Here is a 19,431-nt window from a genome sequence, read left to right on the forward strand (position 1 = left end):
AAAATTCATGCAAGGAGTCGCCGACGGCCCGCCGGCCGGGGCGCGCCGGGCACCCCGTTCAGCGCTTGACGGCCCGCAGCACCACGAACTTGGGGTTCCCCGCAACGAGCCGGCAGTTGCCGAAGAGGCGGCGCAGCTTGACGTGGTAACCGAGGTGGCGGTTGCCGACCACCCAGAGTTCGCCGCCGGGGCGCAGGGCCCGCTTGGCGCCGGTGAACATCCGCCAGGCCGTGGCGTCGGTGGTCGCCTGGTGGGAGTGGAACGGCGGGTTGTTGAGCACCAGGTCCACCGAGCCGGCGGCGGCCACCTCCGGGGAGAGGGCGTCGGCGGCCAGGAAGCGGGCCGGGGCGTCCGGGCCGAGGTTGGTACGGAAGGTCTCCTCGGCGGAGGCCACCGCCTGGTACGACTCGTCCACGAACAGCAGTTCCGCACCGGGGCCGGCCAGCGCGGCGGCCGTGCCGACCACGCCGTTGCCGCAGCCGAGGTCCACCACCCGGGCGCCGGGCGCGGGGACGGGCAGGTGGGCGAGGAGGAAGCGGGTGCCGATGTCGAGCCGTTCGGCGCAGAAGGTGCCCGCGTGGTTGACCACGGTCCGGCCGGAGGCGGGGCCGATGTCCGGCGGCAGCGCGTAGCGGTGCGGCCACGGGCTGGGGCCGGCGTCCCCGGCGCCGGCCGGGGTGCAGAGGATCAGCCGGGCCTTGCGGACCGCCAGCGAGGTGCGGGTCGGGCCGAGGATCCGCTCGAACAGCCGGAGCGTGGAGGTGTGGATCTCCGTCACCATGCCGGTGCCGACGACCACGGTGCCCTCGTGGACGGCGGGGGCGAGCCGGTGCAGCTGGTCCTCCAGCAGGGCCAGGCTCTTGGGCACGCGCACCAGCAGCACGTCGATCCGCTCCGGCGGGGCGTCGCGGGTGGTGAGCAGCCGGGCCTCGTCGACGGCGGCACCGGCCCGGGACAGGTTGGCCAGGGTGGCCTGCCGGCCGAGGTGGGAGTCGGTGATCTGGAACGGCCGGTGGCCGGCGAGCGCGGTGGCCAGCGCGCCCCAGCGGTCGCCGAGGACGGCGACCGTACGGCCGGCCAGCTCGACGGCCGCGCCGCCCGCACTGTCGGCCTCGCCCGCGAGGTGACGCAGCAGGTACTCGTCGGCGGCGTCCCAGGCCCGCAGCCGCTCGCGCGGATCCGCGGGGAAGCGGGTGAGTTCGAAGGTGCCCCACGGGGTGGCCATGGAGGTGTCCGGCAGGGGCGCGGCGGGCGTGGTCTGGGGATTCATCGTGTTCTCAGGCTATCCGACAGCCCCCGTCGGCGATTACGGACGGATACTGGAAGAGCCCGACCGAGAGGGGTGAGGGCGATGGAGTGGAAGCTCGAAGTCGTGGTGGTCCCGGTGTCCGACGTGGACCGCTCGAAGCTCTTCTACGAGGAGCAGGCCGGGTTCACCGTCGACCACGACACCGTGCTGCGGGACGGGGTCCGGGTGGTCCAGCTGACGCCGCCGGGATCGCCCTGCTCCATCGTGGTGGGCAAGGGGTTGATCGACGCTCCGCCCGGATCGGTCAAGGGCCTCCAGCTGGTGGTGCCGGACATCGAGCGGGCGCACGCCGACCTGGTGGCGCGGGGCGTGGAGGTCAGCCCGGTCCAGCACTTCGTGGCGGGCGGCCGGGTGGACGGGCACGGCGAGGCGTGGAACAGCTTCGTGTTCTTCAACGACCCGGACGGGAACGGCTGGGCGGTCCAGGAGGCGCCCCGTGAGGCGCGGCGTGAGGCGCTGCGCGAGGCACGGCGTGAGGCGCCGCGCGCCGCGTGAGGCCCCGCTTGGATAGGCTCGCGGGATGGCTGAACACGAGGGAAGCGTGCGGGTGGACAGCTGGATCTGGGCGGTCCGGCTGGTCAAGACGCGGGCACTGGCGGCCGCCGCCTGCCGGGCCGGGCACGTCAGGGTGAACGGCGAGCGGGCCAAGCCCGCCCAGGCGCTGAAGCCCGGGGACGAGGTGCGGGTCCGCGAGGAGGGTCACGAACGGGTCGTGGTGGTGCGCAAGCTGATCCGCAAGCGGGTCGGCGCCGCCGTCGCCGCGGAGTGCCTGGTCGACAACAGCCCGCCGCGGCCGCCGCGCGAGTTCGTCGCGGCGGCCGGGACGCGGGACCGCGGGACGGGCCGGCCCACCAAGCGGGAGCGCCGCGAGCTGGACCAGCTGCGCGGCCACTGAGGGTCCGCGGGCCGTTACGCGTCCGCGGTGGCGAGCACCTTGGCCAGGAACTCGTCGAGGTTCCGCACCGTGCGCTCGATCTGGACCTCCACCGGCAGCGACTCGTTGGGCCGGGTGACCAGCGTGGACTTCTTCAGCCCGCGCAGGTACAGCGAGCAGGCGAGGTCGGCGCAGATGTACGCGCCGACCGTGTTGCCCTCGCGCCCGGCCGCCCCGGCCCGGCGGGCGGCGAGCAGCGCGACGCCCGACCCCGCGTGCGCGGTGATGCACAGCGAGCACACGTTGGTCTTGGTCAGGCTGCGCCGGACCATCGGCGAGCGCAGCGTCACGCCGACCGGCTCGCCCCCGTACGGCGCCACCAGGTACGCCCGGTCGGGGGCGCCCTGGTCCCGCCAGCCGAGGAAGTCCAGATTCTCCCAGGGCAGTTCGGCCAGGCCCCGGGGCAGGTTGAGCCGGCGGGCCTCGCCCTTGGAGCAGTTGACGAAGGACGCGCGGATCTCGTTCTCACTCAGGGGTTCCATGCCCCGGAAGCTAACACCGGGCCGCCCGCCGTGTCGCGTGGATTTCACCCGGTCCGCGCCGAATGGGCGCCTTGGAGGGCGAGCCGGCCCGGGGCGTCCTCGGCGATCCGGGTGAGCAGGTCGTCCGGGGCGAGGAAGGCCTCCCAGCGCTCCCGGCCGCCGGCGGCGAGGCGCTCGACCACCGGGTCCTCCAGGCTCCGGACCCGTCTGTTCTTCCACGCCTTGTCGGCCAGGCTGACCGGCAGTGACTCGGTGGTGACGCCCGGTTCGCGCCGGCTCGCGTGGGTGCGGCCGAAGGCGGCGAGGCGCTCGGGGACGCCGCGGGCGCGCAGCAGGGCGTACCCGGCGGCCTCGTGCCGGGAGCCGGGGGCGGAGCGCTCCTCGACGTGGACCGTCCTGCCGATGTCGTGGGTGGCCGCGCCGTAGCGGACGGCCTCGCGCTCGAAGACGAGGCCCTCGCGGGCGCAGAACCCGGCGATCTCCTCGGCCACGGCGTGCACCAGGGCGAGGTGGGCGACCAGCCCGGGCGGGGCGTCCAGCTCCCGGAGCAGGACGGCGACGTCGGCGGGCAGCGGTGGCAGGCCGTGGGTGGTCACGCCGCAGGGCAGCGGCGGCGGTGAGGGGCTGTCAGTGGGGCTGCGTAGGCTGCGGCCGTCCGGTCCCGGCGCAGGAGGGAGGCGCCGGGACCGGTCCGGACCGACGGGAGGCTACTTCTTGAACCCGACGCCGGCGTACGCCGAGACGTCCTGCCAGCCCTCGGGGAGCTCGGAGGTGGGCACGTGGCCGGCGGTCGGGCGCCAGAGCGGCAGCTGGACGAGCCCGGGGCCGACGAACTCGAAGTCGCCGAAGAAGGGTTCGACGCCGGAGCGCGGGCGCAGCACGAGCGGGGCGCTGGCGCTGCGGTAGACGCGGGTGCCCTCGGCGGCGCTCTCGCGGGAGGCGAAGTCGGGGCTGCCGTGGGAGAGGATCAGCGCGCTGCCGGGCGCGAGCGCCTCGCGCAGGGTGCGGACGATCCGCTGCGCGCCCTCCTCGTCGCGGATGAAGTGCAGGACGGCGACCAGCATCAGCGCGACCGGCCGGGAGAGGTCGACGGCGGCGGCCAGCGCGGGGTGGCCGAGGATCGCCTCCGGGTCGCGCAGGTCCGCCTCGATGACCGAGGTGTGCCCGGTGGGGTGGCCGGCCAGCAGGGCGCGGGCGTGGGCGGCGACGATCGGGTCGTTGTCCACGTACACCACCCGGGCGTCCGGGGCGACCCTCCGGGCGACCTCGCTGGTGGAGCCGACGGCCGGGATGCCGGTGCCGATGTCGACGAACTGGCGCACGCCGCGGCCGGCGACGTACTCCACGGCACGGCCGAGGAACTGCCGGTTGGTGCGGGCCAGCAGCGGCAGCGCGGGGTAGGCGGCTATCGCGGCCTGCGCGGCCTTGCGGTCGGCCTCGAAGTTGTCCTTGCCGCCCAGGTAGTAGTCGTACATCCGGGCGGTGTGCGGGACGCCGGTGTCCAGCTCGCTCGGCGGCTGCCAGTCGTCGGCTCTCGCCCAGCCCCAGTCGGTGTCCGTGCTCCGGCCGGTCGCCGCGCCGTCCTCGTACATCCTGTCCGCCCCCTGTAGGCACTGCCGGAAGAAGTTCGGCCACCGCCCGTCCGTGCGCGGTGCGCGGTGATCGTATCCAAGGACACGCGGTGGAAACAGCGGGAGTTCAGGTTTACGCAACACCCGGTGACGGAGTGTGTGCACGTCAAGGCGGGTCGGGTCGGGTCGGGCCGGGCCGGCGTGCGGCGGGTCGGGTCGCGTCGGCCAGCGTCGGGTCGCGTCGCGTCGGGTCGGCCTGCGGCGGGCCGCGGCGGCCCGCTCGCCCGGATCGCCCGCGGGAGCCGTCCTCTCTATGCTGGCTGCCGATGACTGCCGACCGCCGCGCCGTGCTGCGCGCCACCGCCCGACTCGCCGCCCTCGCCGCCACCGGGGGCCTCCTCACCGCCTGCGGGACCGGAACGCGCCGCCGGGCCGACCCCGGCGCGCTCGCCGCGCATCCCGGCACCGTGGACCCGCAGCACACCACCGACCCGGCCTGGAACGGCGGCGAGGGGCCGACCTCCGCCACGCCCGCCGCCCCGGCGGAGCCCCGGCCCGAGGACGGCCCCAGCGCTGCCGCGGCCACCGCCCAGCCCTCCGCCCCGCCGACCCCGCCCGTAGTGCCGCCGCTCGCACCCGGCACCCCGGCCGAGGTCGCGTACGGGCCGCGCACCGGCAGGAACGTGGCGCTCACCTTCCACGGCAGCGGCGACCCGAAGCTGGCCACCGCCCTGCTGGAGATCGCCGAGCAGCGCGGCGCCAGGCTGACCGTGATGGTCGTCGGCAGCTGGCTCGACCAGCAGCCGCAGATGGCCCGGCGGATCCTGGACGGCGGCCACGAGCTGGGCAACCACACCCAGAACCACCTCAACATCTCCGCCATGACACCCGACCAGGCCCGCGCCGAGATCGCCCAGTGCGCGGAGCGCCTGCAACGGCTCACCGGCTCGATCGGCCGCTGGTTCCGCCCCTCCGCCGCGCAGTACGCCACCCCGATGGTGCGCGAGCAGGCGAAGGCGGTCGGGTACGAGCACGTGCTGTCCTTCGACGTCGACCCGCGCGACTACAACGATCCCTCGGCGGCCGAGTTGCAGCGCCGGGTGCTGACCTCGGTGCGCGGCGGCTCGGTGGTGGCGCTGCACATGGGCCACCAGTGCACGGTGGACGCGCTGCCCGCCGTCCTGGAGGGCCTGGCGAAGGCGGGGCTCAGGCCGGTGACCGCCAGCCAGCTCTGCGCCTGAGGCCGCAGGCGGCTCCCGCCCCGGGCCCGTCGGCGGCATTCTGTCGGCCACCGCGCGGAGCCGGCCACCGGCCGCACGTTGGCCGGGGTCGTCGCATCACTCGTTCGGGCGACTTCCGACCGTGGCACCCTGCCGGGGAGGGGGTGACCTACCGGCCGGTACGGAGTAGTAACGTCGTCGGGGCGGTGACCGGTGCACCCGTTTCCGGCACACCGGCCCGTGTCCAGCAACTCGCTGGGCCACCCGAAGCTGGGCGACCCCCAGCACCGTCGAAGGGCAACTGAGTGAGTGACATCGCGCGCGTCGGAGTGATCGGCTGCGGCCTGATGGGGTCGGGCATCGCCGAGGTCTTCGCCCGGGCCGGGCTGGACGTCCTGGTGTCGGAGGCGAGCGGCGAGGCGCTGGAGTTCGGCCGCACCCGGCTGACCAACTCCCTGGAGACGGCGGTCAAGCGGGGCAAGCTGAGCCCCGAGGCGCGGGACGAGGCGCTGGCCCGGCTCTCCTTCACCACCGAGCTGTCCGACTTCGCGGACCGCGACCTGGTGGTCGAGGCGGTCGCCGAGCGCGAGGACGTCAAGGTCGCGATCTTCGAGACCCTGGACCGGGTGGTCGAGCGCCGCGACGCGATCCTCGCCTCCAACACCTCCTCCATCCCGATCGTGAAGCTGGCCGCCGCCACCACGCGCCCGGAGCAGGTGATCGGCCTGCACTTCTTCAACCCGGCGCCGGTGCAGAAGCTGGTCGAGGTCATCCCGACGCTGACCACCTCCGCGACCACCACCGAGCGGGCCGAGGCCTTCGCCACCCAGGTGCTCGGCAAGGAGCCGATCCGCGCCCGCGACCGGGCCGGCTTCGTGGTCAACGCGCTGCTGGTGCCGTACCTGCTGTCCGCGGTGCGGATGTTCGAGTCCGGCGTGGCCACCGCCTCCGACATCGACAAGGGCATGGAGGCCGGCTGCGCCCACCCGATGGGCCCGCTGCGGCTGTGCGACCTGATCGGCCTGGACACCATCGTCTCGATCGCCGAGTCCATGTACGACGAGTACAAGGAGCCGCTGTACGCCGCTCCCCCGCTGCTCTCCCGGATGGTCGACGCCGGCCTGCTGGGCCGCAAGTCCGGCCGGGGCTTCTACGACTACACCGCGAGCGCCTGACGCCCGCGGCGCCCGGACGCGCAGGGGGCCCGGCGGCCGTGGAACCGGCCGCCGGGCCCCCGCGCCTGTCGGGGCGTCAGCTGTTGATGCTGTAGCTGTCGCCGTAGACCTTCCACTTCAGCGGCGGGTTGAGGTCGAAGTTCTTGGCGTTCAGGAAGACCAGCTGCTCGGTGTCGACCCGGCTGGTGTCCGAGTGCGCCTCCTCCTTCTTCATGACCACCTTGCGGGCGTCCAGGAAGGCCTTGAGGTAGGTGGCCTCGTCGCCGCCCTGGGCGGGGGTCTTGGCCTTCTTCATGGCGGCGGCGCGGATGCCGTCGAAGCTGTCCGAGCTGTTGCCCGGGCCGTGCATGACGATGGCGTCGTAGTAGGCGAACTGGCCGAGGGCGCGCAGGCCGTCGCTCTTGGCCCGGTTGACGGCGGGGTTGAAGTACACCCGGTCGCGCTCGTCGTTCTGGGCCTGCTGGAAGACGCTGTCCTTGGCGGCGGTGGCCCAGTCCTTCTCGAACGCGGAGCCGAGGCCGGCGTGCGAGTCCGTGCCGTTGACCTTCTTCAGGGCCGGCAGGTACTTGGCCAGGATGTTGCCGGGCTTGAGGTCGGTGTAGTGCTGGACCAGCTCCAGCATGTCACCGGTGCCGGAACAGAAGCCGATGATGCCGGCGGTGTAGCCGCGGCCGTCCTTGATGTCCTCGATGTACTTGTACTGGGCCTTCCAGTCCAGCGACGAGTTCTCCGCGCTGGACACCAGCTGCATGGCGATGTCCTTCTTGTGCGGGTCGTCCAGCCCGACCCCCTTGAGCTGGACGGCGGCCGACGACGGGGCGGCCTGGGCCGCCGAGGTGGCCGCGACGGTCAGGGGCGCGGCCACCAGGGCGGCGGCGAGGGCGATGCGGAGGGCACGACGGGGCTGAGGGCGCATGGGACGCTCCGATTCCTCGATGGGTTAGGAAACTTTCCTAACAAGAAGAGGAAAAGGCCTGGGACCGCACTCCCGCAAGGGTTTTGACGGAACCTCTTCAAGAGATCTTGGGAGCCCCAGGTCAGGCCGCCCGGGGGTGCACCCGCCAGGGGGCCGCCTCGGCCGGGCGCGGAGGAGACGGCCCGTCAGCCCCGGGGGAAACGCGAAGGGCCCCGCCGCCGGACTCGTGGTCCGGCGGCGGGGCCCTCCGAAGGCGCTACCGGGCTCAGGCGCCGCGCAGCACCGCGCCCGTCCGGGCGACGGCCTCGGCCACGGCCGCCTCACGGGCGGCGCTGGCCTCGTCGGCGGTCAGGGTGCGGTCGACCGCGCGGAAGCGCAGCGCGTACGCCAGCGACTTCTTGCCCTCGCCGACCTGCTCGCCGGTGAAGACGTCGAACAGCCGGATGGCCTCCAGCAGTTCGCCCGCGCCGGCCCGCAGCGCGGCCTCGACCTCGGCCGCCGGGACGGCGGTGTCGACGATCAGCGCGACGTCCTGGGTCGCCACCGGGAAGCCGGAGACGGTCGGGCCGCTGACCCGCTCGGCGCCGTCGGCGGTGAGCAGGTCGACGTCGATCTCCATCGCGGCGGTGCGGGCCGGCAGCCCGAGCGCCTTGACCACCCGCGGGTGCAGCTCGCCGGCGTGGCCGACCACCCGGCCGGTGCCGGCCACCAGCAGCTCGGCGCAGCGGCCCGGGTGCCACGGGGCCAGCTGCCCCTGGCGGACGGTCAGCTCGACGCCGGCCGCACGGGCCACCGTGCGGGCCGCCTCGACGGCGTCCGCCCAGGAGGCCTGGGCGCCCTTGCCCCACCAGCCCGACGGCAGCCGCTCGCCCGCGAGGGCGACGGCGATCCGGCGCGGCTGGTCCGGCAGCGCGGCGTCCAGCGCGGCCAGCTCCTCGTCGCTGGGCCGGTGGTCGACCGCCGGACGCGGGGCCACGCGCAGCTCGTCCTTGGGCAGGAAGACCGTGCCGGTCTCGAAGACCGCCAGGTCGGTGTTGCCCCGGCCGACGTTGCGGCGCAGCGCGCCGAGCAGGCCCGGCAGCAGCGTGGTGCGCAGCGCCGGCTCCTCGTCGTTCAGCGGGTTGACCAGCTTCACCGTGCGGCGGCGCCGGTCGTCCGCCTCCAGGCCGAGCGCGTCGAAGGCGGGCTCGCCGAGGAACGGGTAGTTGTTGACCTCGACGTAGCCGGCCGCGGCCAGCGCGACGCCGGTCCGGCGGTGCACCCGCTGGGCCTCGGTCAGGCCCTTGCCCGGGGGCACGTCGGGCATCCGGGCGGGGACGTTGTCGTAGCCCTCCAGCCGGATGACCTCCTCCGCGAGGTCGTACGGGTCGGTGAGGTCGGGGCGCCAGGTCGGCGGGGTGACCTCCAGCACGTCCGCGCCGGAGACCGAGCAGCCGATCTCCTGGAGGCGCCGGGTGACGGTCTCGCGGCCGTACGCGGTGCCGGCCACCCGGTCGGGCAGGTCGGCGGCGATGGTGATGGTGCGCAGCGGGTGCGGCGCGGCGATGTCGGTGACCCCGGCCTCGGCGGTACCGCCGGCGATCAGGACCAGCAGGTCCACGGCGCGCTGCGCGGCGGCGCGGGTGGCCTCCGGGTCGACGCCGCGCTCGAAGCGCTTGGACGCCTCGGAGGGCAGCTTGTGCCGCTTGGCCGTGCGGGCGATGGTGACGGTGTCGAAGTGCGCCGCCTCGATGATCACCTCGGTGGTGCCCGGGCCGGCGGCCGGGTCGAGGATCTCGGTGGAGGCGCCGCCCATCACGCCGGCCAGGCCGATCGGGCCGCTGTTGTCGCAGATCAGCAGGTCCTCGGCGGCGAGCTTGCGCTCGACCCCGTCCAGGGTCGTGAGGGTCTCGCCCGGCTCCGCCCGGCGGACGACGATCGGGCCGTCGACGCGCTGCTTGTCGTAGGCGTGCAGCGGCTGGCCGACCTCCAGCATCACGTAGTTGGTGATGTCGACGGTCAGCGAGATCGGGCGGATGCCCGACTTCTGGAGCCGGCGCTGGAGCCAGATCGGGGAGGCGGCGTTCGGGTCGAGGCCGACGACCGTACGGGCCACGAAGCGGTCGCAGCCGACCTGGTCGTTGACCTTCACCAGGTAGCCGAAGGAGTTCGCCGGCGGCACGTCGAGCAGCGCCGGGTCGGCCAGCGGCAGCCCGTACGCGGCGGCGGCCTCGCGGGCCACGCCGCGCATGGACAGGCAGTAGCCGCGGTCCGGGGTGACGGCGATGTCGAGCACCTCGTCGACGAGCTGCAGCAGCTCGATGGCGTCGGTGCCGGGCTCGTACTCCGGCGGGAGCACGATGATGCCGTTGTGGTCGTCGCCCATGCCCAGCTCGCGGGCGGAGCAGATCATGCCGGCCGAGGTGTGGCCGTAGGTCTTGCGGGCGGAGATCGGGAACGGGCCGGGCAGCACCGCGCCCGGGAGCACGACCACGACCTTGTCGCCGACGGCGAAGTTGGTCGCGCCGCAGACGATCTCCTGCGGCTCGCCGGTGCCGTTGGCGTCGCCGACGTTGACGAAGCAGTGCCGGATCGGCTTCTTGAAGCCGGACAGCTCCTCGATCGAGAGCACCTCGCCGACGACCAGCGGGCCCTTGAGGTCGGCGCCGAGCTGCTCGACGGTCTCGACCTCCAGGCCGGCCCGGACCAGGCGCTCCGCGACGTCACGGCCGGTCTCGCCGGCCGGCAGGTCGACGTACTCGCGCAGCCAGGAAAGCGGGACGCGCATCAGATCTCCATCCCGAACGGAAGGGTGAAGCGGACGTCGCCCTCCACCATGTCCCGCATGTCGGCGACGTTGTGACGGTTCATCAGGATCCGCTCCAGGCCCAGGCCGAAGGCGAACCCGCTGTAGCGGTCGGGGTCGACGCCGCAGGCGACCAGCACGCGCGGGTTGACCACGCCGCAGCCGCCGAGCTCGATCCAGCCCTCGGAGGAGCAGGTCCGGCACGGGCGGTCCGGGTTGCCGACGCTCTCGCCCCGGCAGACGAAGCACTGGAGGTCGATCTCCGCGCTCGGCTCGGTGAACGGGAAGTACGACGGGCGCCAGCGCAGCTCCAGGCCGCCGCCGATCAGCTTCTCGACCAGCACCTCGATGGTGCCCTTGAGGTCGGCGAAGGTGATGCCCTCGTCCACCGCGAGGCCCTCGACCTGGCGGAAGACCGGGGTGTGGGTGGCGTCCAGCTCGTCCGTCCGGTAGACCCGGCCCGGGCAGACCACGTAGATGGGGGGCTCGCGGTCGAGCATGGTGCGCGCCTGGACCGGGGAGGTCTGGGTGCGCAGCACCACGCCGGAGTCGGCGGAGCCGTCCGGGGCCTGGACGAAGAAGGTGTCCTGCATCGAGCGGGCCGGGTGGTCCGGGCCCAGGTTGAGGGCGTCGAAGTTGAGCCACTCGGCCTCGACCTCGGGGCCCTCGGCGACCTGGTAGCCCATCGCGACGAAGGTGTCCTCGATGCGCTCGGCCATGGTGGTCAGCGGGTGCCGGGCGCCGCGCGGGGCGCGGTCGTACGGCAGCGTGACGTCCACCGCCTCCTCGACCAGCACGCGGGCGTCCCGCTCCGCCTCCAGCTCGGCCTGCCGCTGGGCGAGGGCCTGGTTGACGGCCCCGCGGGCCTGGCCGATCAGCTTCCCGGCGGCCGCCTTGGCGTGCGGGGGCAGGGCGCCGATCTCGCGGTTGGCGAGCGAGAGCGCGGAGCGGTCGCCGGTGTGGGCGACCTTGGCCTGCTTCAGCTCGTCCAGGGAGCCGGCGGCGGCGAACGCGGCGATCGCCTCGTCCCGCGCCTGCTCCACCACCTCGGGCTTGAGGGCCTCGACCTCGACCGGGTCGTACGACTTGTTGGGTGCCGACATCTCTATCTTTCCCGTGCTCCTGCTCGTCCGTGCTCAAGGTCTGTGGGCCATCGCCGAAGGTCGAGTGTAGTCGCAGCGTGTAGCGCCGCTCGGCGCCGCTGCTCCGCCGCCCGCCCCGGGCGGCCGCCCCGGGCCCGCCGTGCCGGGGCCTAGAGCATGAAGTCCGGCACCCCGGCGGGCAGGATGAACCGGAAGCGGGCGCCGCCGCCGGGTGCCCGGTCGACCCGGATCGAGCCGCCGTGGGCCTCCACGATGCCCTTGACGATGTACAGGCCCAGGCCCGTGCCGCCGCGCTTGGAGCCGCGCCAGAAGCGGGTGAAGACGCGCGGCATCGACTCCTCGGGGATGCCGCTGCCCTCGTCGCTCACGGTGACCGCTGTCCCTTCCACGATGCGGGGCGGGGTGCCGCTGCGCTCCCACAGGGGCGCCTCGACGACCTCCTTGGCCGGGGCCACCTCGATCGTGACAGTTCCCTCGCCGTGCCGCACCGCGTTTTCCAGCAGGTTGGCCAGCACCTGGTCGACCTTGTCCGGGTCGGCCCACAGCACGGTGAGCGGCTCGCTGAGCCGGATGTCGAAGCGGTCCTCGGGGATGCCGGTGGCCACCGTCCGCTCCACGTGCCGGCGCACCGCCGCGGCCAGGTCCACCACCTGCTTGCGCAGCTCCAGCCGCCCGGCGTCGATCCGGGAGATGTCCAGCAGCTCGGCGATCAGCCGGGTGACCCGGTCGGCGTCGGCGTCCACCGTCTCCAGCATCAGCCGCTTCTGCCCGTCGGTGAACCGCTCCCACTTGGCCAGCAGCGTCGCCGTGAAGCCCTTGACACTGGTCAGCGGGGAGCGCAGCTCGTGCGCCACGGTGGCGATCAGCTCGGCGTGGCTGCGCTCGGTGCGGCGCCGGGCCTCGGTGCCGCGCAGCGCGATCACCAGGCGCTCCAGCGGCCCGCCCGGCGCACTGCGCACGTACCGGGCGGAGACCAGCACCTCGCGCCCCCCGGGCAGCAGCAGGTTGCGCTCCGGCTGGCGGGTGCGGATGGCCAGGCCGCCGTACGGGTCGGTCAGCTGCCACCAGCGGCGGCCGTCCAGGTCCTCCAGCGGGAGGACGTCCTCCAGGCCGCTGCCGAGCGCGGCCTGCGGGAGCACGCCGGTGAGCCGGGCCGCGGCCCGGTTGAAGCAGACCACCCGGCCCAGCGCGTCGGCGACCACCAGGCCGTCCGGCAGGTCGTCCGGGTCGAGCTCGGGCCCGCTGCCGACCATGGGTTGCCTCCCCGATTACCCACCGTGCCGTTCCCCCCACCGAGGCAGACCCTAGCGCCTCCCAGGCCCGCGCAGTAGGGCTTGCAGCGGGTGATCCGGACGCGCCCCCGGAGGCGTCAGGCGTTCGAGCGGCAGCCGCCGGGCGAACGCTGCGCCCGGGCCGAGGCGTACAGGCAGACGGCCGCGGCCGTGGCCAGGTTGAGGCTCTCCGCGTGGCCGTGGATCGGGACGCGGACGACCTCGTCGGTGAGCGCGCGGGTCTCCTCCGGGAGCCCCCACGCCTCGTTGCCGAACACCCATGCGCCGGGCGCGCCCAGGGTGCCCTCGTCCAGCTCCTGGTCGAGGTCGCGCTCCCCCGCACCGTCCGCGGCGAGCACCCGGACCCCGGCCTCGCGCAGCCTGCCGACGGCCTCCTCGACCGGCACGCCGACCGCCACCGGCAGGTGGAACAGGCTGCCCACGGAGGCCCGGACGGCCTTCGGGTTGTAGAGGTCCACCGAGGCGTCGGTGAGCACCACGGCGTCCGCGCCGGCCGCGTCGGCGGTGCGCAGCACGGTGCCGGCGTTCCCGGGGTCGCGCACGTGGGCGAGGACCGCGACCAGCTTGGGGCGGGCCTTGAGCACCTCGGCGAACGGCGTGTCGATGAAGCGGCAGAGCGCCACGATGCCCTGCGGGGTCACCGTGTCGCAGATCCCGGCGATCACCTCGTCGGTGGCGGTCAGCACCGGCAGCCCCTCGGCCAGGGCGGCCTCGACGATGCCGGCGTGCCGCTCGGCGGCCTCCCCGGTCGCGTAGACCTCGACCACGGCGTGCTCACCGCTGCCCGGCAGCCTGCCGAAGGCGACGGCCTCCCGGACGGCCTGCGGGCCCTCGACCAGGAACCGGCGCTCCTTGGTGCGCTGGTTGCGCTTGGCCAGCCGGCGGGCGGCGACGACGCGCGGCGAGCGCAGGGAGGTCAGCAGGGGGGTGTCGGTGCTCGGCATGGTCTCGTTCTCTGGAGGCGCTGAAGGAGGGGGAAAGCAGGACCGGACCCGCAGGCGAGCCTGCGGGTCCGGTCAGAGCTCGACCGATCTCGGAAGATCAGGCGGCGTCGGCGGCGGCCTTCGGGGCGTTCACGTCGGCCGGCAGCGCCTTCTGGGCGACCTCGACCAGGGCGGCGAACGCACCCGGGTCGTTGACGGCCAGGTCGGCCAGCATCTTGCGGTCGATCTCGACGCTGGCGGCCTTCAGGCCCTGCACGAAGCGGTTGTAGGTGATGCCGTTGGCACGGGCCGCAGCGTTGATGCGCTGGATCCACAGCTGACGGAAGTCGCCCTTGCGCTTCTTGCGGTCGTTGAAGTTGTAGACCAGCGAGTGGGTGACCTGCTCCTTGGCCTTGCGGTACAGGCGCGAACGCTGGCCACGGTAGCCGCTGGCGCGCTCCAGGATGACCCGGCGCTTCTTGTGGGCGTTGACTGCCCGCTTGACGCGTGCCACTTGATTACTCCTTGGGTTGGACCACGGACTGCTTCACGTGGTCCGTCATTCGAATGGGTCGGGAAGGATCAGCTGTCCCGCTCGCGGCTCGCGCCGGGCGGAAGGGCGATCACTTGCCGAGAAGCTTCTTGATCTTCTTGGCGTCAGCGGGGGCCATCTCGACGGTCCCGGCCAGCTTGCGGGTCAGCGTCGAGGGCTTGTGCTCCAGGAGGTGGCGGCGGCCGGCGCGCTCGCGCAGCACCTTGCCAGAGCCACTGATCTTGAAGCGCTTGCTGGCGCCACTGTGCGTCTTCTGCTTCGGCATTTCGCCGTATCTCCTCGTCGGTCCCGTCCACGCCCGCGCGGCGGCTGCCACGCGGGCGCGAACTGGATGGATCTGCGGTGACCGGGCGGGACGCCCCGTCACCCTGTGGGCCGGTCTCCCGGGCCCTCCTGGCCGGTGAAGGCTCAGGCGCCCTGGGAGGCGGCCGGCTGCTCGACCGGAGCGTCGGCCTCGGCGGCCGGCGCCTCGGCCGGGGCGTCCTGCGCCTCGGTCACGGCATCCTCGGTGTCCTCGGCCTCGTCCGCGGCGGCGTCGGAGCCGGCGGTGCGGCCCTGACGCTCGGCCTTGCGGGCGTCCGCGAGGGCGCGGGCCTCGGCCATCGCCTCGGTCTTCTTCTTGTGCGGGCCAAGGACCATGATCATGTTACGGCCGTCCTGCTTCGGCGAGGACTCCACGAAGCCCAGGTCCTGGACGTCGTCGGCGAGCCGCTGGAGCAGACGGAAGCCCAGCTCGGGGCGGGACTGCTCACGACCGCGGAACATGATCGTGATCTTGACCTTGTCGCCCTGCTTGAGGAACCGGACGACGTGACCCTTCTTGGTGTCATAGTCGTGCGGGTCGATCTTCGGCCGGAGCTTCATCTCCTTGATGACCGTGTGCGCCTGGTTCTTGCGCGCCTCACGGGCCTTCATGGCCGACTCGTACTTGAACTTGCCGTAGTCCATGAGCTTGCACACCGGCGGCCGGGCGGTCGCCGCGACCTCGACCAGGTCGAGGTCGTACTCCTGCGCGAGCTCCAGCGCCTTGGCAAGCGGCACGATGCCGACCTGCTCGCCGCTGGGACCGACGAGTCGCACCTCGGGGACGCGAATCCGGTCGTTGATGCGGGGCTCGGTGCTGATGGGGCCTCCTCGGTTGCACCTTCTGCGATGCGGCCGTCGGACGGCGGTCGCACGTAGTGGACTCGACCACTGGGCGGGGCTTCATTCGTGCTGCGCTGTCCGGTACGTACACCGCCACACGAAAAAAGCCCCGCTCGGTACAAGCGGGGCTCCACACAACCGGGGGCTGCGCCCGGTGAGGGGCGCTGCGGCGACTCGGCGCCAGGGGCGCCCGTCGCGGACCGGGACCCGTCGACCGCGAGGCCGATCGGGTGGGAGACTTTCGCGGTTGCCCTCTCGGGCCTCCTCAGTGGAGCCTCCACTTGCTGGCCGAGCGCCCATACGGGATCCCGGCCGGTCAGTCTCGAAGCTTACAGCGTCGCGGGGCCGAACGCTATTCCGCCCCTCCGCGCGGCCCCTTGTACGCTCCACGTGTACCCACACGGCACAACGGAACGAGCCACCCTTGAGCAGCGAGCCCACCCAGAACCCCGGCGCCGACGACGCCGCGATCGGCTTCGACGACCTCACCCGCGACATCGCGGAGGTCCCGGCCGTCGAGGTGATCACCACCGTCGCCGTGCACCTGATGAGCGCCGCCGCCGTCAAGTGCGGTCTCGCCGAGGGCGGCGAGAAGGACAAGGACCTGGACGAGGCCCGCAAGCTGATCACCGCGCTGGCCGGGCTGGTCACCGCCGGCGCCCCGGAGATCAGCAACTTCCACGCCGCGCCGCTGCGGGACGGGCTGCGCTCGCTCCAGCTCGCCTTCCGCGAGGCCTCCGTCGTGCCGGACGCCCCGGGCGCCGGCCCGGGCGAGAAGTTCACCGGGCCCGTCTACTCCTGAGACCGTCCGCGGGACCACCCCTGGGGCCGTCCACGGCGGGCCCGGCACACGTGTGCCGGGCCTGCCGCTCGTTCAGCGCCGGTAGAGCGGCTCGCCCGGCAGCTCCGCGCCCGCCGGCAGCACCGCGAGGTCCAGTCCCCGGTCCAGCCGCACCCGCAGCACCGGATCGCCGGCCACCGCCCGGCCGACTCGCTGCGCGGCCGCCTGGAGCCCGGCCTGGTCCAGCGCCGCGTCGAACACCACCGCGAGCACCCCGTCCGACTCCTCCGAGGCCGCCAGCAGCCCGCTGACCACCTGGGGCTCGGCCGCCAGCAGCCCGCGCACCGCCTCGCGCACCTCCGGGTCCCGCACCGGCGGCAGGAACGGGCGGTTCTCCGCGAGCGCCCGCAGCCGGGCCCCGCTCAGCTGGAACGGCACCGGCCCGGCCGGGTCGACCAGCAGGGTGTCGGCGCGCTCCGAGTAGGCGACCATCGCGGCCTGCGGGGCCGCCGTCGGCGCCGGGCGGGCGTCGGCGCGCCAGCGGGCGAGCGCGTCCAGCGAGGTGAAGGCGGGCAGCGCTCGGCGCCCGTCCGGCGCCTCCAGCACCGGCACGGCCATGTCGCTGGTCTTCTCGTGCCGGTGCCCGTCCGGACCGACCTCGACCTCGCCGAGGATCGCGACGATCGGGACCATCAGCCGGGTGGGGGTCAGCGCGGCCAGCACCTCCGGCTCCGCGGCGCGGTCCTGCGACCAGCGGGCCAGGGCCGCGGCGAGCGCCGGGTCGGCGGTGCCGTCGTCCTCGGAGAAGCCGGGGTTCGGGATGCTCTTGCCGACGAACGCCGGGTTGGAGAAGTCTTTGCGGTCCACCCGCCCGACCCTATGCCACCGCGCGCGAGCGGCCCCATTTCCCTGCACGCTCCCCGCGCGCGGGGCCTACCCACCGGTAGTGCGGTGTGGCACCCTGCGCCCATGGTGATCCTCGCCCCGCCCGCGACCGCGCCCGCCCCGGTCTCCGACCGCCTCCGGTACGACCGCGCCACCGCCCACCTGGACGGGCCGGTGGCCGTCGTGGACCTCGCCGCCTTCGACGCGAACGCCGCCGACCTGGTCCGCCGGGCGGGCGGAAAGCCGATCCGGCTCGCCAGCAAGTCGATCCGCTGCCGGGCGCTGCTGGAGCGCGCGCTCGCCGTGGACGGCTTCCTCGGGGTGATGAGCTTCACCCTGGACGAGTCGCTCTGGCTGGCCCGCACCGGGATCCGGGACATCCTGCTCGCCTACCCCTCCGCCGACCGGGCCGGCTTCGCCGAGCTGACCGCCGACCCGGACGCCGCCCGCGAGATCACCGTCGTCCTGGACGACCCGGCCCAGCTGGACCTGATCGACGGGGCCCGCGGCGGCGACGCCGAGGTGCGGGTCTGCCTGGAGCTGGACACCTCGCTGCACCTGCTCGGCGGGCGGGTCCGGGTGGGCGCCCGCCGCTCGCCGCTGCGCACCCCCGAGGACCTCGGCGCCTTCGCCGAACTCGTCCAGCGCCGCCGGGGCTTCCGGGTGGTCGGGCTGATGGCGTACGAGGGGCACGTCGCGGGGGTCGGCGACCGGGTGCCCGGACGGCCGGTGCGCTCGCAGCTGATCCGGCTGATGCAGGCCAGGGCCAGGACCGAGCTGGCCGAGCGGCGCGCGGCCGTGGTCCGGCGGCTGCGGCAGGTGGCCGACCTGGAGTTCGTCAACGGCGGCGGCACCGGCAGCGTGGAGTCCACGGTGGCCGAGCGCGCCGTCACCGAGGTGGCGGCCGGCTCCGGGCTGTACCTGCCGCAGCTGTTCGACAACTACCGCTCCTTCCGCGGCCGCCCCGCCGCGCTGTTCGGCCAGCCGGTGGTGCGCCGCCCCGGCCTCGGCGCGGTGACCGTGCTCGGCGGCGGCTACCCGGCCTCCGGCGCGGCCGGCCCCGACCGCTCGCCGGTGCCGTACCTGCCGGCCGGGCTGCGCTACGACCCGATGGAGGGCGCCGGGGAGGTGCAGACCCCGCTGCTCGGCCCGGCCGCGGACGACCTGCTGATCGGCGACCGCGTCTGGTTCCGGCACGCCAAGGCGGGCGAGCTGTGCGAGCGCTTCGCCGAACTGCACCTGGTCGAGGGCGACCGGATCGTGCGGACCGTGCCGACGTACCGGGGTGAGGGCAGGACGTTCCTCTGACGGCCCGTCGGTCCGTGCCCTACCGTGGTGCCGAGACCACGGCACGACGAGGGAGCAGCATGGACCCCGAACTCACGGACATCGCCACGAGGGGCGCGACCGCCCTGGCCGGCCTCATGGTCACCTCGGCCTGGGAGAGGGTCAAGCCGCGCATCGCCGCGATGTTCGGCCGCCGGGCGGAGGCGGTCTCCGAGGAACTGGACGAGACGCAGTCCGAGCTGGCCTCGGCGCCGGAGGAGGGCCGCGAGTCCGCGCTGCGGAGCGCCCAGGGCGAGTGGCAGCCGAAGCTGCGCCGGCTGCTCGCCGCCGATCCGGCCATGGCGGCCGAACTCCAGGCGATCCTGGACGAGTTCGCGCCGGCCCGGGAGGAGCAGGCGCCCGTCACGGTGCACAACGAGATCAGCGGGAACTCGACCGTCAACAGCGATCTGGTGATCCAGGCCGGCATCATCCACGGCCTGCGGACCTGACCTTTCCGGAGCCTTAACGGGGCCCGATGGAACGGCTAAGAAAGTGTTGGGTAAGTGATCAACTCCGTGGCGTGATGCACCGGCGGTGATCTTCGCGATCGGGGCATCCGAGAAGATCACTGTCATGTGTGTCTGCTCGTGCAAGCGCTCGTATGACTCCTCGTTGACGGATGCTCAGTGGGCGGTGATCGAGCCGCTGCTGCCGGAGCGGGATCCGCGACGGCGTGGTCGTCCGTTGAAGTTCCCTCGCCGGCTGGTCGTGGACACCGTGTTGTATGTGCTGGTCAGCGGATGTGCGTGGCGGCTGGTGCCGCACGATCTGGCACCGTGGGACGCGGCCTACCGGTGGTTCCGGGCCTGGACTGCGGACGGCACCTGGGATCGGGTCCACGACACGCTGCGCGATCGGGTCCGGGTGGCCGACGGCCGGGATCCGCAGCCCTCGGCGGCGGTGCTGGACTCGCAGTCGACCCGGAGTCATCAGGGCGGCGAAGCGATCGGTTACGACGCGGGCAAGCGTGTGCGGGGCCGTAAGCGGCACCTGCTCGTGGACACCTGCGGGCTCGTGCTGCGGGCGG

The 19,431-nt window shown here is 73.8% G+C and carries 21 protein-coding genes; 8 read left to right on the forward strand and 13 right to left on the reverse strand.

Going from position 1 to position 19,431, the window contains the following annotated elements:
• Positions 1-58: 58 nt before the first annotated feature.
• On the reverse strand, positions 59-1,225 hold the full coding sequence (locus ACH5AR_RS18570) for a methyltransferase (protein WP_396302512.1): 1,167 nt from the start codon (positions 1,223-1,225) through the stop codon (positions 59-61).
• A 126-nt stretch (positions 1,226-1,351) separates the two neighbouring features.
• Between ACH5AR_RS18570 and ACH5AR_RS18575 the strand changes: the two genes are divergently transcribed.
• Together ACH5AR_RS18575 and ACH5AR_RS18580 are read left to right on the forward strand one after the other, a co-directional pair.
• On the forward strand, positions 1,352-1,804 hold the full coding sequence (locus ACH5AR_RS18575) for a VOC family protein (protein WP_396302486.1): 453 nt from the start codon (positions 1,352-1,354) through the stop codon (positions 1,802-1,804).
• A 25-nt stretch (positions 1,805-1,829) separates the two neighbouring features.
• Positions 1,830-2,204, forward strand: a complete 375-nt coding sequence (locus ACH5AR_RS18580; RefSeq protein ID WP_396302487.1) for an RNA-binding S4 domain-containing protein — start codon at positions 1,830-1,832, stop codon at positions 2,202-2,204.
• Positions 2,205-2,218: 14 nt separating this feature from the next.
• On the opposite strand, the gene ACH5AR_RS18585 is transcribed toward ACH5AR_RS18580, so the two are convergent.
• The 3 genes from ACH5AR_RS18585 to ACH5AR_RS18595 all read right to left on the reverse strand — a co-directional run bounded on the left by ACH5AR_RS18585 (position 2,219) and on the right by ACH5AR_RS18595 (position 4,317).
• Positions 2,219-2,725, reverse strand: coding sequence for an FBP domain-containing protein (locus ACH5AR_RS18585; RefSeq protein WP_396302488.1), 507 nt, complete (start codon positions 2,723-2,725; stop codon positions 2,219-2,221).
• A gap of 44 nt (positions 2,726-2,769) precedes the next feature.
• Complete coding sequence (locus tag ACH5AR_RS18590) at positions 2,770-3,321, reverse strand: HDIG domain-containing metalloprotein (protein ID WP_396302489.1); 552 nt, start codon at positions 3,319-3,321, stop codon at positions 2,770-2,772.
• A 111-nt stretch (positions 3,322-3,432) separates the two neighbouring features.
• Positions 3,433-4,317, reverse strand: coding sequence for an SAM-dependent methyltransferase (locus tag ACH5AR_RS18595; protein ID WP_396302490.1), 885 nt, complete (start codon positions 4,315-4,317; stop codon positions 3,433-3,435).
• A gap of 305 nt (positions 4,318-4,622) precedes the next feature.
• Between ACH5AR_RS18595 and ACH5AR_RS18600 the strand changes: the two genes are divergently transcribed.
• Together ACH5AR_RS18600 and ACH5AR_RS18605 are read left to right on the forward strand one after the other, a co-directional pair.
• Positions 4,623-5,537, forward strand: coding sequence for a polysaccharide deacetylase family protein (locus ACH5AR_RS18600; RefSeq protein WP_396302491.1), 915 nt, complete (start codon positions 4,623-4,625; stop codon positions 5,535-5,537).
• Positions 5,538-5,821: 284 nt separating this feature from the next.
• On the forward strand, positions 5,822-6,691 hold the full coding sequence (locus tag ACH5AR_RS18605; protein WP_396302492.1) for a 3-hydroxybutyryl-CoA dehydrogenase: 870 nt from the start codon (positions 5,822-5,824) through the stop codon (positions 6,689-6,691).
• Between the two features lie 76 nt (positions 6,692-6,767).
• On the opposite strand, the gene ACH5AR_RS18610 is transcribed toward ACH5AR_RS18605, so the two are convergent.
• From ACH5AR_RS18610 to infC, 8 genes are all read right to left on the reverse strand, one after another.
• Positions 6,768-7,607, reverse strand: a complete 840-nt coding sequence (locus ACH5AR_RS18610) for a chitosanase (protein ID WP_396302493.1) — start codon at positions 7,605-7,607, stop codon at positions 6,768-6,770.
• Between the two features lie 265 nt (positions 7,608-7,872).
• Positions 7,873-10,374 (reverse strand): phenylalanine--tRNA ligase subunit beta, encoded by a 2,502-nt coding sequence (pheT, locus tag ACH5AR_RS18615; protein WP_396302494.1) that lies wholly within the window; start codon positions 10,372-10,374, stop codon positions 7,873-7,875.
• Positions 10,374-11,495: a phenylalanine--tRNA ligase subunit alpha gene (pheS, locus tag ACH5AR_RS18620; protein ID WP_396302495.1), complete on the reverse strand. Its 1,122-nt coding sequence runs from the start codon at positions 11,493-11,495 to the stop codon at positions 10,374-10,376. The genes pheT and pheS overlap by 1 nt, the downstream gene beginning before the upstream one ends.
• A gap of 149 nt (positions 11,496-11,644) precedes the next feature.
• The gene (locus tag ACH5AR_RS18625) at positions 11,645-12,748 is read right to left on the reverse strand and encodes an ATP-binding protein (RefSeq protein ID WP_396302496.1); all 1,104 of its coding nucleotides are present in this window, start codon (positions 12,746-12,748) and stop codon (positions 11,645-11,647) included.
• Between the two features lie 116 nt (positions 12,749-12,864).
• On the reverse strand, positions 12,865-13,731 hold the full coding sequence (locus ACH5AR_RS18630) for a TrmH family RNA methyltransferase (RefSeq protein ID WP_396302497.1): 867 nt from the start codon (positions 13,729-13,731) through the stop codon (positions 12,865-12,867).
• Positions 13,732-13,828: 97 nt separating this feature from the next.
• Entirely contained in the window at positions 13,829-14,224 is a 396-nt protein-coding gene (gene rplT / locus ACH5AR_RS18635) for a 50S ribosomal protein L20 (protein WP_030395970.1), read from the reverse strand.
• A 109-nt stretch (positions 14,225-14,333) separates the two neighbouring features.
• Positions 14,334-14,528 (reverse strand): 50S ribosomal protein L35, encoded by a 195-nt coding sequence (gene rpmI / locus ACH5AR_RS18640; RefSeq protein WP_030286227.1) that lies wholly within the window; start codon positions 14,526-14,528, stop codon positions 14,334-14,336.
• Between the two features lie 143 nt (positions 14,529-14,671).
• Positions 14,672-15,388, reverse strand: coding sequence for a translation initiation factor IF-3 (gene infC, locus ACH5AR_RS18645; protein ID WP_396302513.1), 717 nt, complete (start codon positions 15,386-15,388; stop codon positions 14,672-14,674).
• 445 nt (positions 15,389-15,833) lie between these two features.
• On the opposite strand from infC, the gene ACH5AR_RS18650 reads away from it, so the two are divergent.
• The gene (locus ACH5AR_RS18650) at positions 15,834-16,211 is read left to right on the forward strand and encodes a DUF1844 domain-containing protein (RefSeq protein WP_396302498.1); all 378 of its coding nucleotides are present in this window, start codon (positions 15,834-15,836) and stop codon (positions 16,209-16,211) included.
• A gap of 72 nt (positions 16,212-16,283) precedes the next feature.
• Here the strand turns inward: ACH5AR_RS18650 and ACH5AR_RS18655 are convergent, their stop codons facing one another.
• On the reverse strand, positions 16,284-17,057 hold the full coding sequence (locus tag ACH5AR_RS18655; RefSeq protein WP_396302499.1) for an SseB family protein: 774 nt from the start codon (positions 17,055-17,057) through the stop codon (positions 16,284-16,286).
• A gap of 102 nt (positions 17,058-17,159) precedes the next feature.
• Between ACH5AR_RS18655 and ACH5AR_RS18660 the strand changes: the two genes are divergently transcribed.
• From ACH5AR_RS18660 to ACH5AR_RS18670, 3 genes are all read left to right on the forward strand, one after another.
• Positions 17,160-18,383: an amino acid deaminase/aldolase gene (locus ACH5AR_RS18660; RefSeq protein WP_396302500.1), complete on the forward strand. Its 1,224-nt coding sequence runs from the start codon at positions 17,160-17,162 to the stop codon at positions 18,381-18,383.
• 59 nt (positions 18,384-18,442) lie between these two features.
• Positions 18,443-18,853, forward strand: coding sequence for a hypothetical protein (locus ACH5AR_RS18665; RefSeq protein ID WP_396302501.1), 411 nt, complete (start codon positions 18,443-18,445; stop codon positions 18,851-18,853).
• A 124-nt stretch (positions 18,854-18,977) separates the two neighbouring features.
• A partial coding sequence (locus ACH5AR_RS18670; RefSeq protein WP_396302514.1) for an IS5 family transposase occupies positions 18,978-19,431 on the forward strand: 454 nt, incomplete at its 3' end.

Origin of the sequence: Kitasatospora sp. NPDC018619 (genome assembly GCF_044391605.1) — a bacterium.
In the GTDB taxonomy this organism is placed as follows: domain Bacteria; phylum Actinomycetota; class Actinomycetes; order Streptomycetales; family Streptomycetaceae; genus Kitasatospora.